The following is a 15,218-nucleotide window of genomic DNA, read 5'->3' on the forward strand; positions in this document are numbered from 1 at the left end:
GGAGCGGGTCAGTTCTTGATCACCAGCGTGATCGACGTGCTGGTACCCACGTTGCCGGCGGCGTCGGTGGCCTTGGCGACCACGACGTAGGTCGCGTTCGGCCAGTTCCTGCTGTTCGCGGTGAGCGCCCAGGTGCCGTCGGTCTGCTTGACGCCGTCGCCGAGCTTGGTCGATCCCGACCAGAAGGCGACGCCCGTCACGGCGACGTTGTCGCTCGCGTTGGCGACGAGGGTCACGGTGCCGGTCACGGTCGTCTGGCTGGCGGGCGAGACGATCTTGGCCTGCGGCTTCGTGATGTCGGCACCGGAGGTCGGGGTCGGGGTGGCGGTCGCGGTCGGCGTGGCCGTCGGCGTCGCGGTCGCGGTGGGCGTCGGGGTCGGGGTCGGCGTCGCGGTCGGAGTGGCCGTCGGCTTCGGCGTGGCGGTCGCCGTGGGCGTCGCGGTCGGCGTCGGCGTGGCGGTGGGCGTCGCGGTCGCGGTCGGCGTCGCGGTCGGCGTCGGCGTCGGCGTCGGCGTGACGACCGTGCCCACCGGGATCGTGCTCACGCCGTAGCCGTAGTAGCGGCCGGAGACGGGGCGGGTCGGGTCGCCGGCGAAGGTGCGGCCGCGGTCGACGGTGGCCGACTTGGCCTGGGCGATCACCTGGGCGATGACCTGCGCGGGGGTCTTGCCCACGCAGGATCCGCCTGCCGCGAGGCAGTCGAGGACGACACCGGAGGCGGCGGCCGTCGACATGCTGGTGCCGGTCTGGATGTACGCGTAGGTGTTGCCCTTCTTCGTCGTGTAGGGGCAGGTGCCGGGCGCGGCGATGGTGTGACCGGCGTCGGCGGTGCTCGCGAAGTTGCTGTTCAGCGTGTAGTTGTCGTCCTTGGTGGTCACGTTCGAGCACGGGACGGCCGCGAGCGAGCCCGGCTTGCCGTCGTAGTTCGCGAAGTTCGTGACGGCGAGGACCTCGTCGTACGCGGCCGGGATGTACTTCGACAGATCGGCGGAGGAGTTGCCGGCGGCCGAGACCACGGTCACGCCCTTCGCGACGAGGTCGCAGACCGCCTGGTGGATCGTGTCGCCGTCGGTGCGCCCGCAATTGCGGTCGTCCGCACCATTGGTCGCGAGCGACATGTTGACGACCTTGATGTTGTAGGTCGCGGCGTTCTGCGACACCCAGTCGAGCGCGCACATCAGGGTCGAGATGGTGCCCTTGTTGTTCGCGTCGAGTGCGCGGACCGAGTAGACCGGTGCACCGGGGGCGACGCCGACGGTGCCGGAGCCGTTGTCGAGCGCGGTCATGTAGCCGGAGACGCCGGTGCCGTGGCCGTTGGCGTCGTCGGCGGTGCCGGAGCCGAAGCAGTTGACCTGCTTGGCCAGGTTGTAGTCGGGGTGCGCGCTGACGCCGGAGTCGATGACCGCGACGGCGGGGCCGTTCCAGTTGGTGACGCCGTCGCCGGCGCTGACCGGGGCCTTGTCGGCCTCCGCGGTCAGGACGTGGGAGGGCATCGTCTGCGCCTGGCCCTCGACCACCTGGTCGGCGGGCGAGAGGCCGACGACGCGGCTGTCGGCGGCGAGGATCGCGTGCTGACGGGCGGTCAGGGTCGCGGTGAAGCCGGAGACGCCTCCGCCGTAGGTCGCATCGAGCGAGAGGCCGAGGGCGCTCGCGAGCGTCGTCGAGACGGCCTTCGAGTCGACGGTGACGACGTAGCGGCCGGCACCCGTCTGGGCGGAGTCGGCGGCCTGCGCGGGGAGCGCGGCGGCGCCGACGAGACCGGCGGTGACGACGGCCGCGGCGGCGGTCGCGGCCAGGAAGCGGCGGAGACGACCGGCGGGGCGGCGCGACGAGGTGGAGCGAGGGATCACGAAGGTCCTGTGTTTCTGTGCGGCGGGCGGGGCGGGGTGACCGTGCGGGCTCGGCGGGCAGGGGTGACCGACGACCGTCGGACGCGGGGGAGCATCCGGCGGAGGAGTGCAAAGGGGATCAGGAGCCAAAGCTAGCCGCCCCGGGTTTCCGGCGCACTACTCTTCGAGATTTTTCAGCAGGCGGGTTCTGCGGGTGGGGTGCCGACCACGGTGGATCTCGATGCGCCCGCTGCGCGGGCTACTCGATCGAGACCCGCCCCCCACAGCAGGGAGTGGGCGCGGCTCAGCTGGGGCGCGGGGCCCGCAGCACGCGGCGGTAGACGTCGATGGTCGCGCGGGCGATCGCGTCCCACTCCAGCGCCGAGAGGTCGGCCGAGGCGTCGTCCGCCACCGTCCGCTCGTCGAGCCAGGCGAGGGCGCCGTCGAGCGCCGCGGTGTCGAACGCGCCGTCGTAGAGCCGCACCCAGTCCGGGCCGACCAGCGCCGCCAGCTCGTGCATCGCGCCGAGATCGGGCACCAGCACCGGTCGGTCGGCCGAGACCGCGAGGATCGCGGATCCGGAGTTCTGGATCGCCGAGTACGGCAGCACGACCAGGTCGCTCGCGCGCAGCCAGAGCGCCATCCGCTCGTCGCTGAGGAAGGACAGCTCGAGCCGGATGCGCGCATCGCCCGCCGCCGCCTCCTCGATCACGCCGCGCAGCGGACCGCGCGCCGGGTTGCCGGCGACCGCGAGCAGCGTGCCGTCGTCCTCGCGGTCGCGGAAGCGCTCGATCAGGGTCGGCACGTTCTTGTACGGCCGGATCTGGCCGACCGACACGACGAGCCGCGCGTCCGGGTCCAGACCGAGCTCCGCGCGCGCCTCGGCGCGACTCGCGGAGAAGTCGTAGTCGTAGCGGTAGTGCCCGTGCGGGGTGACGAACGCGGGCACCGCGGCCAGCTCCGGGTAGGAGCGCCGCATCGCGGTCACGCCCTCCTCCGAGAGGCAGACGATCGCGTCGAGGTTCTCGGTCAGCAGCCGCCGGTACCAGTTGCGCAGGAACGGGGTGCCGCGCTCCTCGTGCGAGGTGACGTTGTGCGCGGTCCAGATCAGCCGGGTGCCGCGCAGGCGCGCGACGCGCAGGAAGGCGAAGAAGAAGACCAGCCGCGCGACGATCCGGTAGCGGCGGACGCCGCTGAGGAAGGTCAGGTCCGGCCAGTGCAGGTGCACGACGTCGACCTTCGCGAGCAGCAGGCGCACCCAGGACAGGTCGCGCACGAGCACGCCCTCGGCGGTCATCGCCGTGTAGAGCCGCGCGTTGTAGGGGTTGGCGTAGCGGGTGCGGAAGGCCGGCTCGGCCTCGACCCGCAGCCGGCGGCTCCTGGCGTCCTCGCCCGAGAGCAGTCCGCGCAGGCGCGTGCGCAGGCGACCGCGCAGCGTGCGGCTGCCGCCGGCGATCATCGGGCGACCTCCGCCGCGCCGGTGCCGGGCACCCGGCCGAACAGGGTGCGCTCGGCCTCCGGGTAGCCCACCCGCCAGTCCGCCCGGCGCTGCCAGACCTCGGTCCAGGCGCGGCGCTTGCGCCGGGTCGCGGTCTCGAGCACGGTGCGCACGAGCGCGCCCGCCTGGAGCAGCGCGATGCCGATCCGCGCGGGCAGCGGCTTCCAGGAGAGGCGGATCATCGTGGCCTTGCCGGCCATCACCATGCACATCTTGCGGCCGGAGTTGCCCGCGGTCGCGGCGTCGCGGGTGGAGGCGCCGACGTCGTGCACGATCACGGCGGTCGGCACGATCACCGGGCGCAGGCCCGCGCGGCGGGCGCGGATCGAGAACTCGGCGTCCTCGCCGTAGAGGAAGAAGCGCTCGTCGAGCCGGCCGACCCGCTCGTACTCCTCGCGCGGCATCAGCAGCAGGCAGCCGGTGATGATGGGCACCTCGCGCACGCTGTCGCGCTGCCAGCCGCCGAGCGACTCCGGGTCGAGCAGCGGGTTGCCGCGGAACGCGGTGGAGAGCATCGTCGCGTAGGTCAGCAGCGACCACAGGCTGGGCGCGCCCCAGCAGGACGAGGGGTCGACCGAGCCGTCGGGGCGGAGGGTGCGCCCGCCGTACACGCCGTAGCGCGGGTTCGCGACGGCGAACTCGAGCAGCGCGCGGAACGAGCCCTCGAGCACGAGCGTGTCCGGGTTGAGCAGCAGCACGAAGCGCTCGGTCGCCGCTGCGACGCCGCGGTTGACGCCGCGGGCGAAGCCGAGGTTGTCGCCCGCCTCGATCACGGTCGCCTCGGGGTGCGCGGCGCGGATCGCCTCCGCGCTGCCGTCCTCGGAGCCGTTGTCGACCACGATGACGTGCGGGGGAGTCGGCGCGTCGCCGAGCGGGATCGACGCGAGGCAGGCCAGCGTCTTCTCACGGGTGTTGTAGCTGACGACGACGATCGCCAGGCTGGTGTCCACGGCGTCAGGCACGATCGGCCTCCGGTCGCTGGCCGATGACCTTGGCGGGCACGCCGCCGGCGATGCAGTTCGCCGGCAGGTCCTTGGTGACCACGGCCCCCGCGCCGACGATCGCGCCGTCGCCGATGGTGACGCCCGCGACGACGACCACGTTCGCGCCGAGCCAGACGTCCCGGCCGATCACGATGTCCTTCTCGATCTTCGGCTGGTCCATCACGGGCGTGCCCTGGACGATGCCGTAGTTCGACGCGGTGATCGTGACGTTCGGCGCCAGCAGGCACTTCGCGCCGAGGGTGATCCGGCCGCTGCTGTTGCCGGCCCAGAGGAGCGAGTTCTCGCCGATGTGGGTGCCGGCGCCGAGCGTGATCCGCTCGGCGTTCCGGAACGACACGTTCGGCGCGAACGAGACGTCGGCCCCGCGGCTGAGGCGCGGCACCTGGTCCGCGTGGCTGTACGCGTGGAAGTGAAGCAGGCGCACGGCCTGCAGGTACGTGCGCACCTTCGTGAGGGTGCGCAGCGGTCCGCCGCCCTGGCTCATCGGCCGGCTCCGTTCGGTTCGTGGTCGTCCGGCGATCCGGCGGGGGTCTGCTCGGCGAGCGGATCGATCACCGGCGCGCCGATCTCGGTCAGCGAGGCGGCGATCGAGTCGATGAAGAGGTCGGCGTCGAGGTCCGAGCGCACCGAGATCGCGATGTCGAGCCGCTTGGTGAAGGAGCTCGCGAAGACCGCGGCCTCGTCGTCCGGCTCGGTCACGGGCCAGAGGGTCATCGAGGCCAGCTCGGCCTTCCCGAACCAGCGCGGGCGCAGGAAGACGGGGAGATAGGACGCGTAGCCCTGCCAGTCCTTCCGGCCCCGGGTGATCCCGCTCTCGCCGGTCTCGACGGCGAGCTGCACCTGCTCGCGCACGCTCGCCACCGTCTCCGCGAGACCGAGCGACACCGGCACGGCGACCCGCACCATCGACACGTGGTTGCGCTTGACCTCGTTCCTGTCGCGGCGCGGCGACACGGGCACGAGGGTCGCGATCTCCTCGCGCTCGGGGTGCAGCGCGGCGAAGGCGTGCAGGGCGAGCGCGACGGTCAGGTCGGCGACCGAGCCGCCGGCCGCGCGGGCCGCCGCCTTCGCGGTCTTGAGGTCGGCGGTGAGGATCGCCGCGTCGCGCGGCTTGATGCTGCGCTCGAGCAGTCCCGAGCGGCGGATCCACCAGTCGCGGGCGGCGCGGATGTTGCGGCCGCCGACGCGGGTGATCCGCTTCTTCAGCGGCTTGCGCTTCCACTCCGTCCACTCGTCCGACAGCGACGCGTGCGTCGACGCGATCTGCCGGCGCGCGGCGAGGGTGAGCGCGATCGGGCCGCGCGGCGGCCGCGGGTCCTCCGGGAAGTGCATCGGCGCGCGGCTGTAGGGCGCGAACTCGATCGGCTCGCCCGAGGAGAAGGCCTGGATCAGCACGAGGCCGAACATGCCGTCGCCGAGCGCGTGGTGGATCCGCACGGCGAAGCCCAGCTGCCCGGTCGAGAGCTCGACCACGAGGATGTCCCAGAGCGGGCCCTTCGGGTCCATCGGCCCGTTGAAGGCGCCGGTGAGCAGCTCGACGTGGCGCGGGTCCCACTCGACCACGCCCGGGTGGAAGCGCACGTGGTCGCGGACGTCGATCTCGTCGACCGACACCCAGGAGGGCGTGAACAGCCCGAGCGGCGCGCGGGCGAGCCGCTGCCGCACCGAGGGGGAGGTGCGGATGAACGCCTCCCAGGCGGAGTAGACGAGGTCGCGGTCGAGCGAGCCGTCCGCGCGGCGGAACGGGGCGCCGTCGACGATCATCGAGCCGGTCGGCCGGGCGACTTCGTAGACGACGGCGTTCGAGACGAACTTCTCGTCGAGGGTGCGCAGCGGCTCGGCGTGCGGTCGCCCGGTGCGGCGAGGGGGTCGGGTCATGGCGGTGCTCCCTGGTCGGAGGCGGCGGAGGGGAGCGGTCAGCTCGGGGTGCCGGCGGGGGCCGGGTCGGCCTGCGCCGGGGCGGCGGGCAGCCGGATCGGCGTCGGCGGGTACTCGTCGACGAAGGTCGAGCCGGAGAGGCGGAGGTGGCGCGAGCGCAGGTAGCCGCGGAGGATCCCCTCGACCATCGCGAGCTCGTCCTTCGCGCCGCGGCCGCGCCGCTTCGCCGAGCGCACCAGGCGCCGGCCGCTGCGGACGGCGAGGGTCGCGGTGAGCCGCGCGCCGACCTTGGGCGACAGGCGCCACCACTTGCCGACGAGCGCGCCGAGCCCGAGCCCGTAGCCGCGCATCAGGCGGCGGTAGGCGACGGGGTTGCGCGTGTTGACGTGCAGCACGACGCTGTCCGGCACGAAGACGGCGGTGCCGCCCGCGGCGATGGCGCGGCAGAAGATGTCGAGGTCCTCGGCGCCGGCGAGGTAGCGGCCGGCCCCGAGGGTGTCGTCGAAGCCGCCGAGGGTCTGCAGGACGTCGCGGCGGAACGCCATCACGGCGCCGTGGCCCGCGTCGAGCCCGCGGACGGCCGAGCGGTAGACGATGCGGTCGGTCGGCGGCACGTCGGTGTCGACGAGGGTGTGGTCGAGCATCCGCCCGGTCGCCACCGTGACGCGCTCCTCCTCGAAGGCGCGCAGCAGCGCCTCGATCCAGCCGGGCGTCGGCGAGCAGTCGTCGTCGGTGTAGACCACGATCGGCCGGTCGCTCGAGTCGAGCCCGAGGTTCCGCGCGATGGAGAGGCCCTTGGTGTCGGTGCGCACGTAGCGCACGCCCGCGGCGAGGGCGACCTCGCGGGTGCGGGAGTCGGTCGACGCGGAGTCGACGACGATCACCTCGACGTCGGGGTCGGTGCCGGCTGCGATCGCCGCGAGCGCCTCCCGCAGCATGTCGGGACGCTCGCGGGTGCAGAGGATGATCGAGACGTCGCGGGGGTGGAGCGCTGGGGGGTTCACGGCTGGTCGTTCCTCGGCTGGTCTGCTCGGTCGTCGGGATCGGAGTCGGGAGCAGCGGTGCCCGCCAGGTCCTCGCGCACGAGTGCCATCGCGGCACGGTAGGCGGCGACCAGGTCGACGCTCGCGCGCTCCCAGGTCAGGTTGCCGCGGTTGTCGAGCGCGGCCCGGCGCATCCGTGTGAGCAGGGCACGGTCCGAGGACACCACGTCGATCTGCGCGGTCAGCGTCTCGACGTCGCGCGGCTCGTGCACGAGCCCCTGCACGCCGTCCTCGAGGTTGGCCCCGGCGGCGGAGGAGACCAGCGGCACGCAGCCGGCGGCCTGCGCCTCCGAGGTGACCAGGGCGCTGCCCTCCTCGATGGTCGGCAGGATCAGCACGTCGGCGTTCGCGAAGACCTCGGCGACGTCGGCCGTGAAGCCGCGCAGCTCGACGCTCGGCTGCTCCAGGAGCCCGGCGAGGCGCTCCTGGTAGCCCGGGGTGAAGTCGCCGTAGACCAGGAAGCGGCCGGTGCTGCTCGCCTTCGACTGCTGCCAGGCCTGCAGCGCGTAGAGCAGGCCCTTGCGCGGCTCGATCCGGCCGACGAAGACCGCGGTGAAGACGTGGTCGGGAGCGTCGCGCGGGTCCGGATCGAAGCTGCGGGTCGTGTCGACCAGGGCGCCGTAGCGGTGGCGGAGGAGCTTGCGCGGGGAGAAGCCCTTCTCGAGGAAGGTCTGCTCGACGGACGCGGACGGCACCAGGATCGCGGTCGCCGACGCCCACTCGCGCTCCTCGCGGCGCAGCCGCACCGCGTTGTAGGTGTGCGGCGAGCCGACCGGCGGCGTGATGCCCAGGCGCTCGTACTCCTCCGCGACGACCTCGAAGGCGTGCGCGGTGTGGGTGTTCGGGGCCTCGCGCACCGAGGGCACGCCCTGGCGGGCGGCCTCGTCGAAGGTGCGGGCCGAGCCCCACGGCCAGCCGTGCACGACGTCGTAGTCGCCCTCGGCGAGGATCCGCGCGGTGACGCGGTCGTGGTGGGCGATCGAGCGGCTGCGGCCGAAGAGGCGGTGCGGGAGGCGGACGCCGCCGACCGTGAGGGTCGTCACGGCGCGGGCGACCGGTCCGAGCGGCTCGGTGATCGAGGCGGCGACGACGGTCACGCGGTGGCCGGCGGCCACGAGCGAGCGGACCTGGTGCAGGGCGGTCCAGCCGATCCCCGGCGAGCCGATGCCGTGCGGGAAGGAGTACAGGATCGACAGTGGAGCGCCGGCGGGCACGGCGGACGGGACGGTCGTCAGAGGACGGGCGTCGAGGTCGCGGTCAGTGCTGTCGGTGCGGTCGGGTGGGTCTGCGGCAGTGGTGGAGCACTGGTGCTCATCATCCATGCGTCTCCTGTCGTGAGGGCGGCGCGCTCAGGAATGAACAATAGCCACCATCCTCGACCACCTGAGAGGAACGCAAGTCCACTCCCGGCTCGGCGAGTCGTCGCTCCCGCAGACTTAACACAGCCGCAATACTTCCGGCATCCGCATGCCGTGGGTTATGGTCACAATGAGTGTGTCGGGGCACCGCACTCCTGGGGTCCCGGTTCTGTGCTCGTTCCGGCCCCTTCGAGGCATGCCCGAAGACCGGTGCGAACGCAGCACCGCACCGCTCCGAAACCGCCCTTCGCACCAGGCTCCGTCGACACCTCGACAGCCGCAAACCCCGTTCCGCCATCACCGCCGTGATGGACGGAGGCGTTGCTCCAACGATTGCAGCAGCAGTGCAACCTCCGAGCACGCGGCGCGTCGCCCCGAGGTCCTACACCTCGCCGTCTGGAAGTCGAGACCGAGATGTCCGTCCCCCTTTACCTTCGAGTGCTCTGGAGCTACAAATGGCTCCTCGCGGTCGGCCTCGTGGTCGCCGTGCTGGCCGCCATGGTCGCCGGCTACACCGTCAAGGACGGTGAGATCGTCTCGCGCGCCGAGTCGGCCTACCGCTCCGACACGACCATCCTGCTCGGCGGCGGCTCGCGCAACCCGCTCCAGGCCGTCGAGCCCGGTCAGGCGCTGCAGGAGGGCACCTCCGAGGCCCAGCAGAACGACCTCACCAACACCGCGGTCATCTACGCGTACCTCGTCAGCGGCTCCGAGATCCGCACCCAGGTCGAGGCCGCCATCGGCGGGTTCTCGCCCACCGAGGCCCTCAGCGCCGTGCGCCGCACGACCCAGCCGGCCGGATCCGAGCAGAACCCGGGCCGCTTCAGCCTCCCGATCCTCTCGATCGTCGGCGAGTCGACCGACCCGGCCCGCGCCGTCCTGATCTCGCAGACCGCGACCCAGATCTTCCAGGGCTACATCACCGCTCAGCAGGAGGCCCAGGGCGTCGCCCCCGAGCTCCGCGTCACCCTCCAGGTCACCGACCAGGGTGCGGCTGTCGAGCAGGAGGGGTCGAACCCGATCATCCCGATCGCGATCACCGGTCTCGGCGTCTTCCTCGCCTTCATCGCCCTCGCGTTCATCCTCTACAACATCCGCATCTCGCGGGAGCGCGTCACCGCGAACCGCGGCAACCAGCGCCGCGGCGAGTCCTTCCGCCGCGGCCCGGCCCTGACCGGCTCCGCCTCGGAGAACGGCCAGCGCCCCGCCGCGATCGGCACCGCCCCCGAGAACACCGCCGGGTCGGGTGAGCTGGCCTCCTCCGGGAAGCGCAGCGCCACCTGAGGCGGTCGCAGCAGATGAGCACGCAGACGCTGAAGGGGACCCCGCTCGGGGTCCCCGGGAACGACGACCCGTACGCGGGTGAGATCCTCGTCCGCCGGACCTTCACGGTCCGCGCGGTCCTGTCGACCGTCCTGCTGGCGGCCGTGGCCGTGGCAGCGGTCTACTACCTCAACCCGCTGTACGCGGGGGCGATCCTCTTCGGGATCTCGTTCCTGTACCTGACGCGCAAGCTCGTCTTCAACTGGACCGGGGCGTTCATCGTCCTGCTCGGCGTGATCATGTTCATCCCGGTGCGCTACTACGCGCTGCCGATCCCGCTGGGCTTCGCGCTGGAGCCGTACCGGCTCGTCATCGTGATGATGGTCGTCGCGGCGATCGTCGCGCTGATGATCGATCCGACCTTCGTCTGGCGTCCGGCCGCGTTCGGCTGGCCGCTGGGCATCTGGGTCGCCTCGAGCCTGCTCTCGATCGCCGCGAACGTGCAGTTCATCTCCGAGGGCGGCCTCGGCAGCGGCGTCGTCGGCGCGATCGTCAACGACCTGCTGATGCTCTCGGTCTACTTCGTCGCCCGGCTCGTGATGCGCAACGAGAAGCTCGTCGAGGCCTTCCTGACCTTCCTGGTCTGGTCGGCCGTCGTCGTCGCCTTCTTCGCGGTCATCGAGCGCGCGACGCAGCAGAACGTCTTCACCATGCTCGACAAGTTCCTGCCGCTCGAGCGCCTCGGCGCCGAGCAGGAGGCCTACCGCGCCGGCGGCTACCGCTCGTTCGGCTCGTCGCAGCACCCGATCGCGCTGGCCGTCATGTTCACCATGATGATCCCGATCGCCGTCTACCTCTCGAAGTACGCCCGCTGGCCCTTCAACGAGATCAACCGCCGGATCATCTACTACGGCACGATCCTCGCCCTGCTCCTCGGCGTCGTCACCGCGGTCTCGCGCACGGCGATCGTGACCCTCGGCGTGATGTTCCTGCTCACGGTCATCCTGCGCCCGAAGGTCGGCGGCTACCTGCTCCTGGGCATGGTGCCGGTGCTCGGCCTCGGCTTCGTCTTCATCCCGAAGATCCTCACGGACATGATCGGGTCCTTCCTCGACCCGGACGCGCTCATCGCCTCGCAGTACACCTCCGCGGGCATGGCGGGCGCCGGGCGCCTGGCCGACCTCGAGCCGGCCATGGCGATCGTGCGCGAGCACCCCTTCTTCGGAACGGGAGTCGGCAGCCGCATCGTGGTGGGCGAGGACAAGAACGCGTTCATCCTCGACAACCAGTGGCTGGGCACGCTGCTCGACGGCGGCGCCGTGGGCGTCATCGGCCTGGCCGTGCTGTTCCTCGTCCCGATCGTGATGCTGCTGCGCTACTCGTTCAAGAGCACCACCACGCCGCAGTACGCGAGCCTCGCGTTCGCCGTCGCGGTCCTGCTGCTCGGCTACACGATCGCCGCGTACTTCTACGACGCCTTCGGTTTCTTCCAGTCCTTCATGCTCTTCTGGATCCTCCTGGCCGTCGGGGCCTGGGTGATCACGGAGGCACCGCGGAAGTCGACCCGCCGGCGCCTGTCGCCGGAGGAGGCGGGGCACGTCTCCGCCTTCACCCGCGGGGGCCCCCACATCCCGGTGGGTCAGCCCGCCCTCGGCTCGCACGTCGGCGCTCACGTCGTCCGCAAGCCGGCCCCGATCGAGTCGTGAGCGCACGCGTCAGCGTCGTCATCCCCGCGCACGACGAGGGGGCGGTGATCGCCCGGCTCCTCCGTGCCCTCGTGGACGGGGACCCGGAGGGCCGGCTCGAGATCGTGGTCGGCGCGAACGGCTGCACCGACGACACCGCGGCTGTCGCCCGGGCCGTCGATCCCCGGATCCTGGTGGCGGAGACGCCCCGGGCCTCGAAGATCGCCGGCCTCAACGCGGCGGACGAGCTCGCCACGGTCCTCCCCAGGATCTACGTGGACGCCGACGTGTCGGTCTCGGCCGAGACGCTCCTGGCGCTCGGCGACGAGCTGGCCCGCCCCGGCGGCCCGCTCGCGGCCGCGCCGGAGTTCCGCGTCGACACCGGCGGGGCGTCCTGGCCCGTCCGGGCGCACTACTCGATCTGGGAGCTGTCCGACTACAGGGCCCCCGGGCTGGTCGGCTCCGGGATCTACGGCCTCTCGGCCGAGGGGCGCAGCCGCTTCGGCGCGTTCCCCGAGATCATCGCGGACGACCGCTTCGTCCAGCAGCTCTTCACCCCCGAGGAGCGGCTGACGCTCCCCGGCCGGTCCTTCTCCGTGAAGGCTCCGCGCCGGATGCGCAACCAGATCAAGCGCACCGTCCGCATCGCGATCGGCAACGCCCAGCTGGCGGCCTCCGGGCTCGTGCCCGAGCAGGCCGGTTCCGGCGGCGGCGGCCCGGTCGCGCTGCTGAAGCGCGTCCTGCGCCGGCCCGCCCTGTGGCCGGCCTTCCCGATCTACTGCTACGGCTATCTGCGACCCCGCCTCGAGGCGCGGTCGATCATCGCTCGAGGAGGCGTACCCGAATGGAACCGCGACGAGACGACGCGCGCGTGACGGGGTCGACCCCCGCGGGCGGCTCCTCCGCCCGCCACGGCACCACGGCGAGCGACGCCCAGATCGAGGCGGCGATCGACGACACCGCGCACACCACCGAGACGCTGGCGACCGACGCGATCGCGCAGTCGCCGACCGTGGGCGACGGACCGAACCTGCCGCCCGCCTCGCCCAAGTCCGACCTCGGGCACAAGGCGAGCCGCGGAGTCATCCAGACCCTGGGCGGCCTGTGGGGCAAGACCGCGATCCAGCTGATCTCGACGATCGTGCTGGCCCGCCTGCTCTCGCCGAGCGACTTCGGTCTGCTCGCGGCCGTCACGGCCATCGTCGGTGTCGCGGACCTGGTCCGCGACTTCGGTCTGACCGGCGCGATCATCCAGGCCAAGAAGATGAGCGAGACCGTGTGGCGGTCCGTGCTCTGGCTGTCGGTCGCGCTGGGTGTGGTCGGCACGATCGTGATCGGCGCCTCCGCCTGGCTCATCGCCGGCATCTACAACGAGCAGGCGCTGGTCGTCCTGACGCTCGCCGTCGCGCCGACCCTCTTCATCAACAGCCTCTGCATGCCGCTCCAGGCGCGCGTGCAGAAGGAGATGAAGTTCGGCCTGATGGCGCAGATCGACGTCGTCTCGATGCTCGTCGGCGTGATCGGCTCGATCGTCGCCGCGTTCCTCGGCTGGGGCGTCTGGTCGCTCGTCGTGCTGCAGGGCGGCGCGCTGATCTACCGGTTCATCGCGCTCTGGGTCGCGGCCCGGCCCACCTTCGGCCGGCCGCAGATCTCGCGCGAGGTCATCCCGCTGGTCACCACCGGCGGCAGCATCTTCGGCGTCCAGCTGCTCAACTACTTCGCCCGCAACGTCGACAACGTGCTGATCGGCGCGCAGCTCGGCACAGGCGTGCTGGGTCAGTACACCCGCGCCTACTCGCTCTTCCTCCTGCCGCTGCAGCAGCTCAACGGCCCGCTCGGCCGCGTCGCGCTGCCGGTGCTGTCCTCGCTCCAGGACGACGGCGAGCGCTACCGCCGCTACGTCCGCGGCGCGCTGCTCGTCATCGGGTACCTCACGCTGCCCACCTTCGGCGTCCTCGCGGCACTCGCCGGGCCGCTGGTCGAGCTCCTCCTGGGATCGCAGTGGTCGTCGTCGGCCACGATCCTGTCGCTGCTGTCCATCGCGGGCATCGCGCAGGGCATCGGCAACGTGCAGGGCTGGATCTACATCTCGCTCGGCCGCGTGCACCGCCAACTGGTGTACTACGTGGTCACCCGCCCGCTCGTCATCGGCTCGTTCTTCGTGGGCCTGTGGTGGAACGGCGTCGAGGGCCTCGCGCTGCTCTACGGCCTCACCACCCTGGCGCTGCTCGTCCCCGGATTCTGGCTGGCGATCCGCGGCACCTTCGTGCGCGGCTCCGACGTGATCGTGCCCGTCCTGCGTCCGGCGCTCGTCGTGCCGTTCATGTTCGGCGCGGCCTGGGCCGTCGGCGCGTACACCGACCTGCCCGCGATCCTCCACCTGCTCGTCGGCGGACTCGCCTCGCTGGTGCCGCTGGCGCTCGCGATGGCGATCCCGGCCTACCGCCGCGACATGAACCAGATCCTCGCGTTCGTGAAGCAGGTCCGGAAGCCCAAGCCCAAGGGCCCGGCGACTCCTGCCTCTCCTGCTCCGCAGACCACCCCGGCCGCCGAGGGAGGCGCCGCATGACCCGCTCCACCCGCTCCCGTCGCGCCGGCGTCCTGGCCGTCGTGGCCGTCGCCGCCGCGCTGCTGGCCGGGTGCACCTCCGCCCCGGCTCCCGCCGAGACGACCGAGCCCGCCGCCTCGGGCGAGCTGCCGTTCGCGGCCGGCTCGATCGCCGCGATGGGCGACTCGATCTCGGTCGGCGTCGCCGCCTGCGGGCAGAACAAGCCCTGCCCCAGCGCGTCCTGGACGACGGGCGAGGACGAGACGGTCGACTCGGTCGCCCGCCGCGCCGGCGAGTCGGTCGGCGCCGTGCCCGAGATCGAGAACGTCGCCTCCAAGGGCGCGACCTCGGCCGAGCTGCCGCGCCAGGCCGAGAAGGCCGTCGCCGCCGCGCCCGACCTGGTCACGATCCTGATCGGCGCGAACGACGTCTGCCGCAAGAACAGCGCCGACATCACCACGCCGGACGCCTTCCGCGCCAACGTCACGACCGCGCTGACGACGCTCTCCACCGGCGCTCCGGAGGCGACGGTCTTCGTCTCCTCCGTGCCGAACCTGCTCGACTTCTTCGAGACCGAGCGCGGCGACGCCGAGGCGGTCTCGCGCTGGGCCGGCAGCTCCAACTGCAACTCGCTGCTCTACGAGCCCACCTCGGACGACGCGGAGGCGCAGGCCCGCCGCGACAACGTCTCGACGACGATCGACGCCTACAACGACGTCCTCGCCGACGTCTGCGGTGCGACCGCGAACTGCGTCTACGACCAGGGCGCCCTGCACGACTTCGACGTGACCTCCGACGACATCTCCGACGTCGACCACTTCCACCCGTCGCTGGCGGGCCAGGCGAGGCTCGCGGACATCGCCTGGACGGCGCTGCTCGCCAACGCCTCCTGAGGCGCTGAGCGGGCCGCCTGAGGGCGCCTGCGGGACGACCGCGAGGGCGGGGGAGCTGCGGCTCCTCCGCCCTTCTGCGTGCGCGGAGGGCGCTGCGCGCCGCCCGCGGCTCGCTCCGGCCCGGTTCGGCACGTGGAAGCAGCTCCGGCTCGCGGAATCCCAGGGATTCGGCGAGCCGGAGGTGGTTCGGCGTGCCGGAGGTGATCCGGCGCGCGGAGG

12 protein-coding genes are annotated in these 15,218 nt (G+C 72.2%); 5 read left to right on the plus strand and 7 right to left on the minus strand.

The features are described from left to right. Positions 1–8: 8 nt before the first annotated feature. The 7 genes from GTU73_RS03315 to GTU73_RS03345 all read right to left on the minus strand — a co-directional run bounded on the left by GTU73_RS03315 (position 9) and on the right by GTU73_RS03345 (position 8,574). Complete coding sequence (locus GTU73_RS03315; protein ID WP_160086962.1) at positions 9–1,850, minus strand: Ig-like domain-containing protein; 1,842 nt, start codon at positions 1,848–1,850, stop codon at positions 9–11. A 283-nt stretch (positions 1,851–2,133) separates the two neighbouring features. Further along, positions 2,134–3,288, minus strand: coding sequence for a glycosyltransferase family 4 protein (locus GTU73_RS03320; RefSeq protein WP_160086964.1), 1,155 nt, complete (start codon positions 3,286–3,288; stop codon positions 2,134–2,136). Continuing rightward, complete coding sequence (locus GTU73_RS03325; protein WP_160086967.1) at positions 3,285–4,289, minus strand: glycosyltransferase family 2 protein; 1,005 nt, start codon at positions 4,287–4,289, stop codon at positions 3,285–3,287. The genes GTU73_RS03320 and GTU73_RS03325 overlap by 4 nt, the downstream gene beginning before the upstream one ends. Further along, entirely contained in the window at positions 4,282–4,815 is a 534-nt protein-coding gene (locus tag GTU73_RS03330; protein ID WP_160086969.1) for an acyltransferase, read from the minus strand. The genes GTU73_RS03325 and GTU73_RS03330 overlap by 8 nt, the downstream gene beginning before the upstream one ends. After that, entirely contained in the window at positions 4,812–6,209 is a 1,398-nt protein-coding gene (locus tag GTU73_RS03335) for a wax ester/triacylglycerol synthase domain-containing protein (protein ID WP_160086971.1), read from the minus strand. Before GTU73_RS03335 ends, GTU73_RS03330 begins: the two co-directional genes overlap by 4 nt. Before the next feature lie 38 nt (positions 6,210–6,247). Continuing rightward, positions 6,248–7,213 carry a glycosyltransferase family A protein gene (locus GTU73_RS03340; RefSeq protein ID WP_160086973.1) on the minus strand — a complete coding sequence of 322 codons (966 nt, stop codon included), beginning with the start codon at positions 7,211–7,213 and terminating at the stop codon, positions 6,248–6,250. Beyond that, positions 7,210–8,574: a glycosyltransferase family 4 protein gene (locus GTU73_RS03345; RefSeq protein ID WP_160086975.1), complete on the minus strand. Its 1,365-nt coding sequence runs from the start codon at positions 8,572–8,574 to the stop codon at positions 7,210–7,212. Before GTU73_RS03345 ends, GTU73_RS03340 begins: the two co-directional genes overlap by 4 nt. A gap of 450 nt (positions 8,575–9,024) precedes the next feature. Here GTU73_RS03345 and GTU73_RS03350 point away from each other — a divergent pair, with 450 nt between their 5' ends. Genes GTU73_RS03350 through GTU73_RS03370 form a run of 5 tightly spaced genes read left to right on the plus strand, consistent with a single transcriptional unit; the run spans position 9,025 to position 14,999 of the window. After that, complete coding sequence (locus GTU73_RS03350) at positions 9,025–9,894, plus strand: hypothetical protein (protein WP_160086977.1); 870 nt, start codon at positions 9,025–9,027, stop codon at positions 9,892–9,894. 14 nt (positions 9,895–9,908) lie between these two features. Beyond that, a complete protein-coding gene (locus tag GTU73_RS03355) occupies positions 9,909–11,579 on the plus strand; it encodes an O-antigen ligase family protein (RefSeq protein ID WP_160086979.1) in 1,671 nt (556 codons plus the stop codon). Then, positions 11,576–12,433 carry a glycosyltransferase gene (locus GTU73_RS03360; RefSeq protein ID WP_160086981.1) on the plus strand — a complete coding sequence of 286 codons (858 nt, stop codon included), beginning with the start codon at positions 11,576–11,578 and terminating at the stop codon, positions 12,431–12,433. Before GTU73_RS03355 ends, GTU73_RS03360 begins: the two co-directional genes overlap by 4 nt. After that, a complete protein-coding gene (locus GTU73_RS03365) occupies positions 12,403–14,127 on the plus strand; it encodes a lipopolysaccharide biosynthesis protein (protein ID WP_160086983.1) in 1,725 nt (574 codons plus the stop codon). The genes GTU73_RS03360 and GTU73_RS03365 overlap by 31 nt, the downstream gene beginning before the upstream one ends. Continuing rightward, positions 14,124–14,999 (plus strand): GDSL-type esterase/lipase family protein, encoded by an 876-nt coding sequence (locus GTU73_RS03370; protein WP_160086985.1) that lies wholly within the window; start codon positions 14,124–14,126, stop codon positions 14,997–14,999. The genes GTU73_RS03365 and GTU73_RS03370 overlap by 4 nt, the downstream gene beginning before the upstream one ends. Positions 15,000–15,218: the final 219 nt, after the last annotated feature.

The organism is Rathayibacter sp. VKM Ac-2804, from assembly GCF_009866655.1.
Taxonomy (GTDB): domain Bacteria; phylum Actinomycetota; class Actinomycetes; order Actinomycetales; family Microbacteriaceae; genus Rathayibacter.

What these genes read in the sequence shown, in the direction of transcription:
- GTU73_RS03320 (WP_160086964.1), bottom strand. Translation starts at nt 3,288, where the DNA reads ATGATCGCCGGCGGCAGCCGCACGCTGCGCGGTCGCCTGCGCACGCGC.
- GTU73_RS03330 (WP_160086969.1), bottom strand. Translation starts at nt 4,815, where the DNA reads ATGAGCCAGGGCGGCGGACCGCTGCGCACCCTCACGAAGGTGCGCACG.
- GTU73_RS03335 (WP_160086971.1), bottom strand. Translation starts at nt 6,209, where the DNA reads ATGACCCGACCCCCTCGCCGCACCGGGCGACCGCACGCCGAGCCGCTG.
- GTU73_RS03345 (WP_160086975.1), bottom strand. Translation starts at nt 8,574, where the DNA reads ATGGATGATGAGCACCAGTGCTCCACCACTGCCGCAGACCCACCCGAC.
- GTU73_RS03350 (WP_160086977.1), top strand. Translation starts at nt 9,025, where the DNA reads ATGTCCGTCCCCCTTTACCTTCGAGTGCTCTGGAGCTACAAATGGCTC.
- GTU73_RS03355 (WP_160086979.1), top strand. Translation starts at nt 9,909, where the DNA reads ATGAGCACGCAGACGCTGAAGGGGACCCCGCTCGGGGTCCCCGGGAAC.
- GTU73_RS03365 (WP_160086983.1), top strand. Translation starts at nt 12,403, where the DNA reads ATGGAACCGCGACGAGACGACGCGCGCGTGACGGGGTCGACCCCCGCG.
- GTU73_RS03370 (WP_160086985.1), top strand. Translation starts at nt 14,124, where the DNA reads ATGACCCGCTCCACCCGCTCCCGTCGCGCCGGCGTCCTGGCCGTCGTG.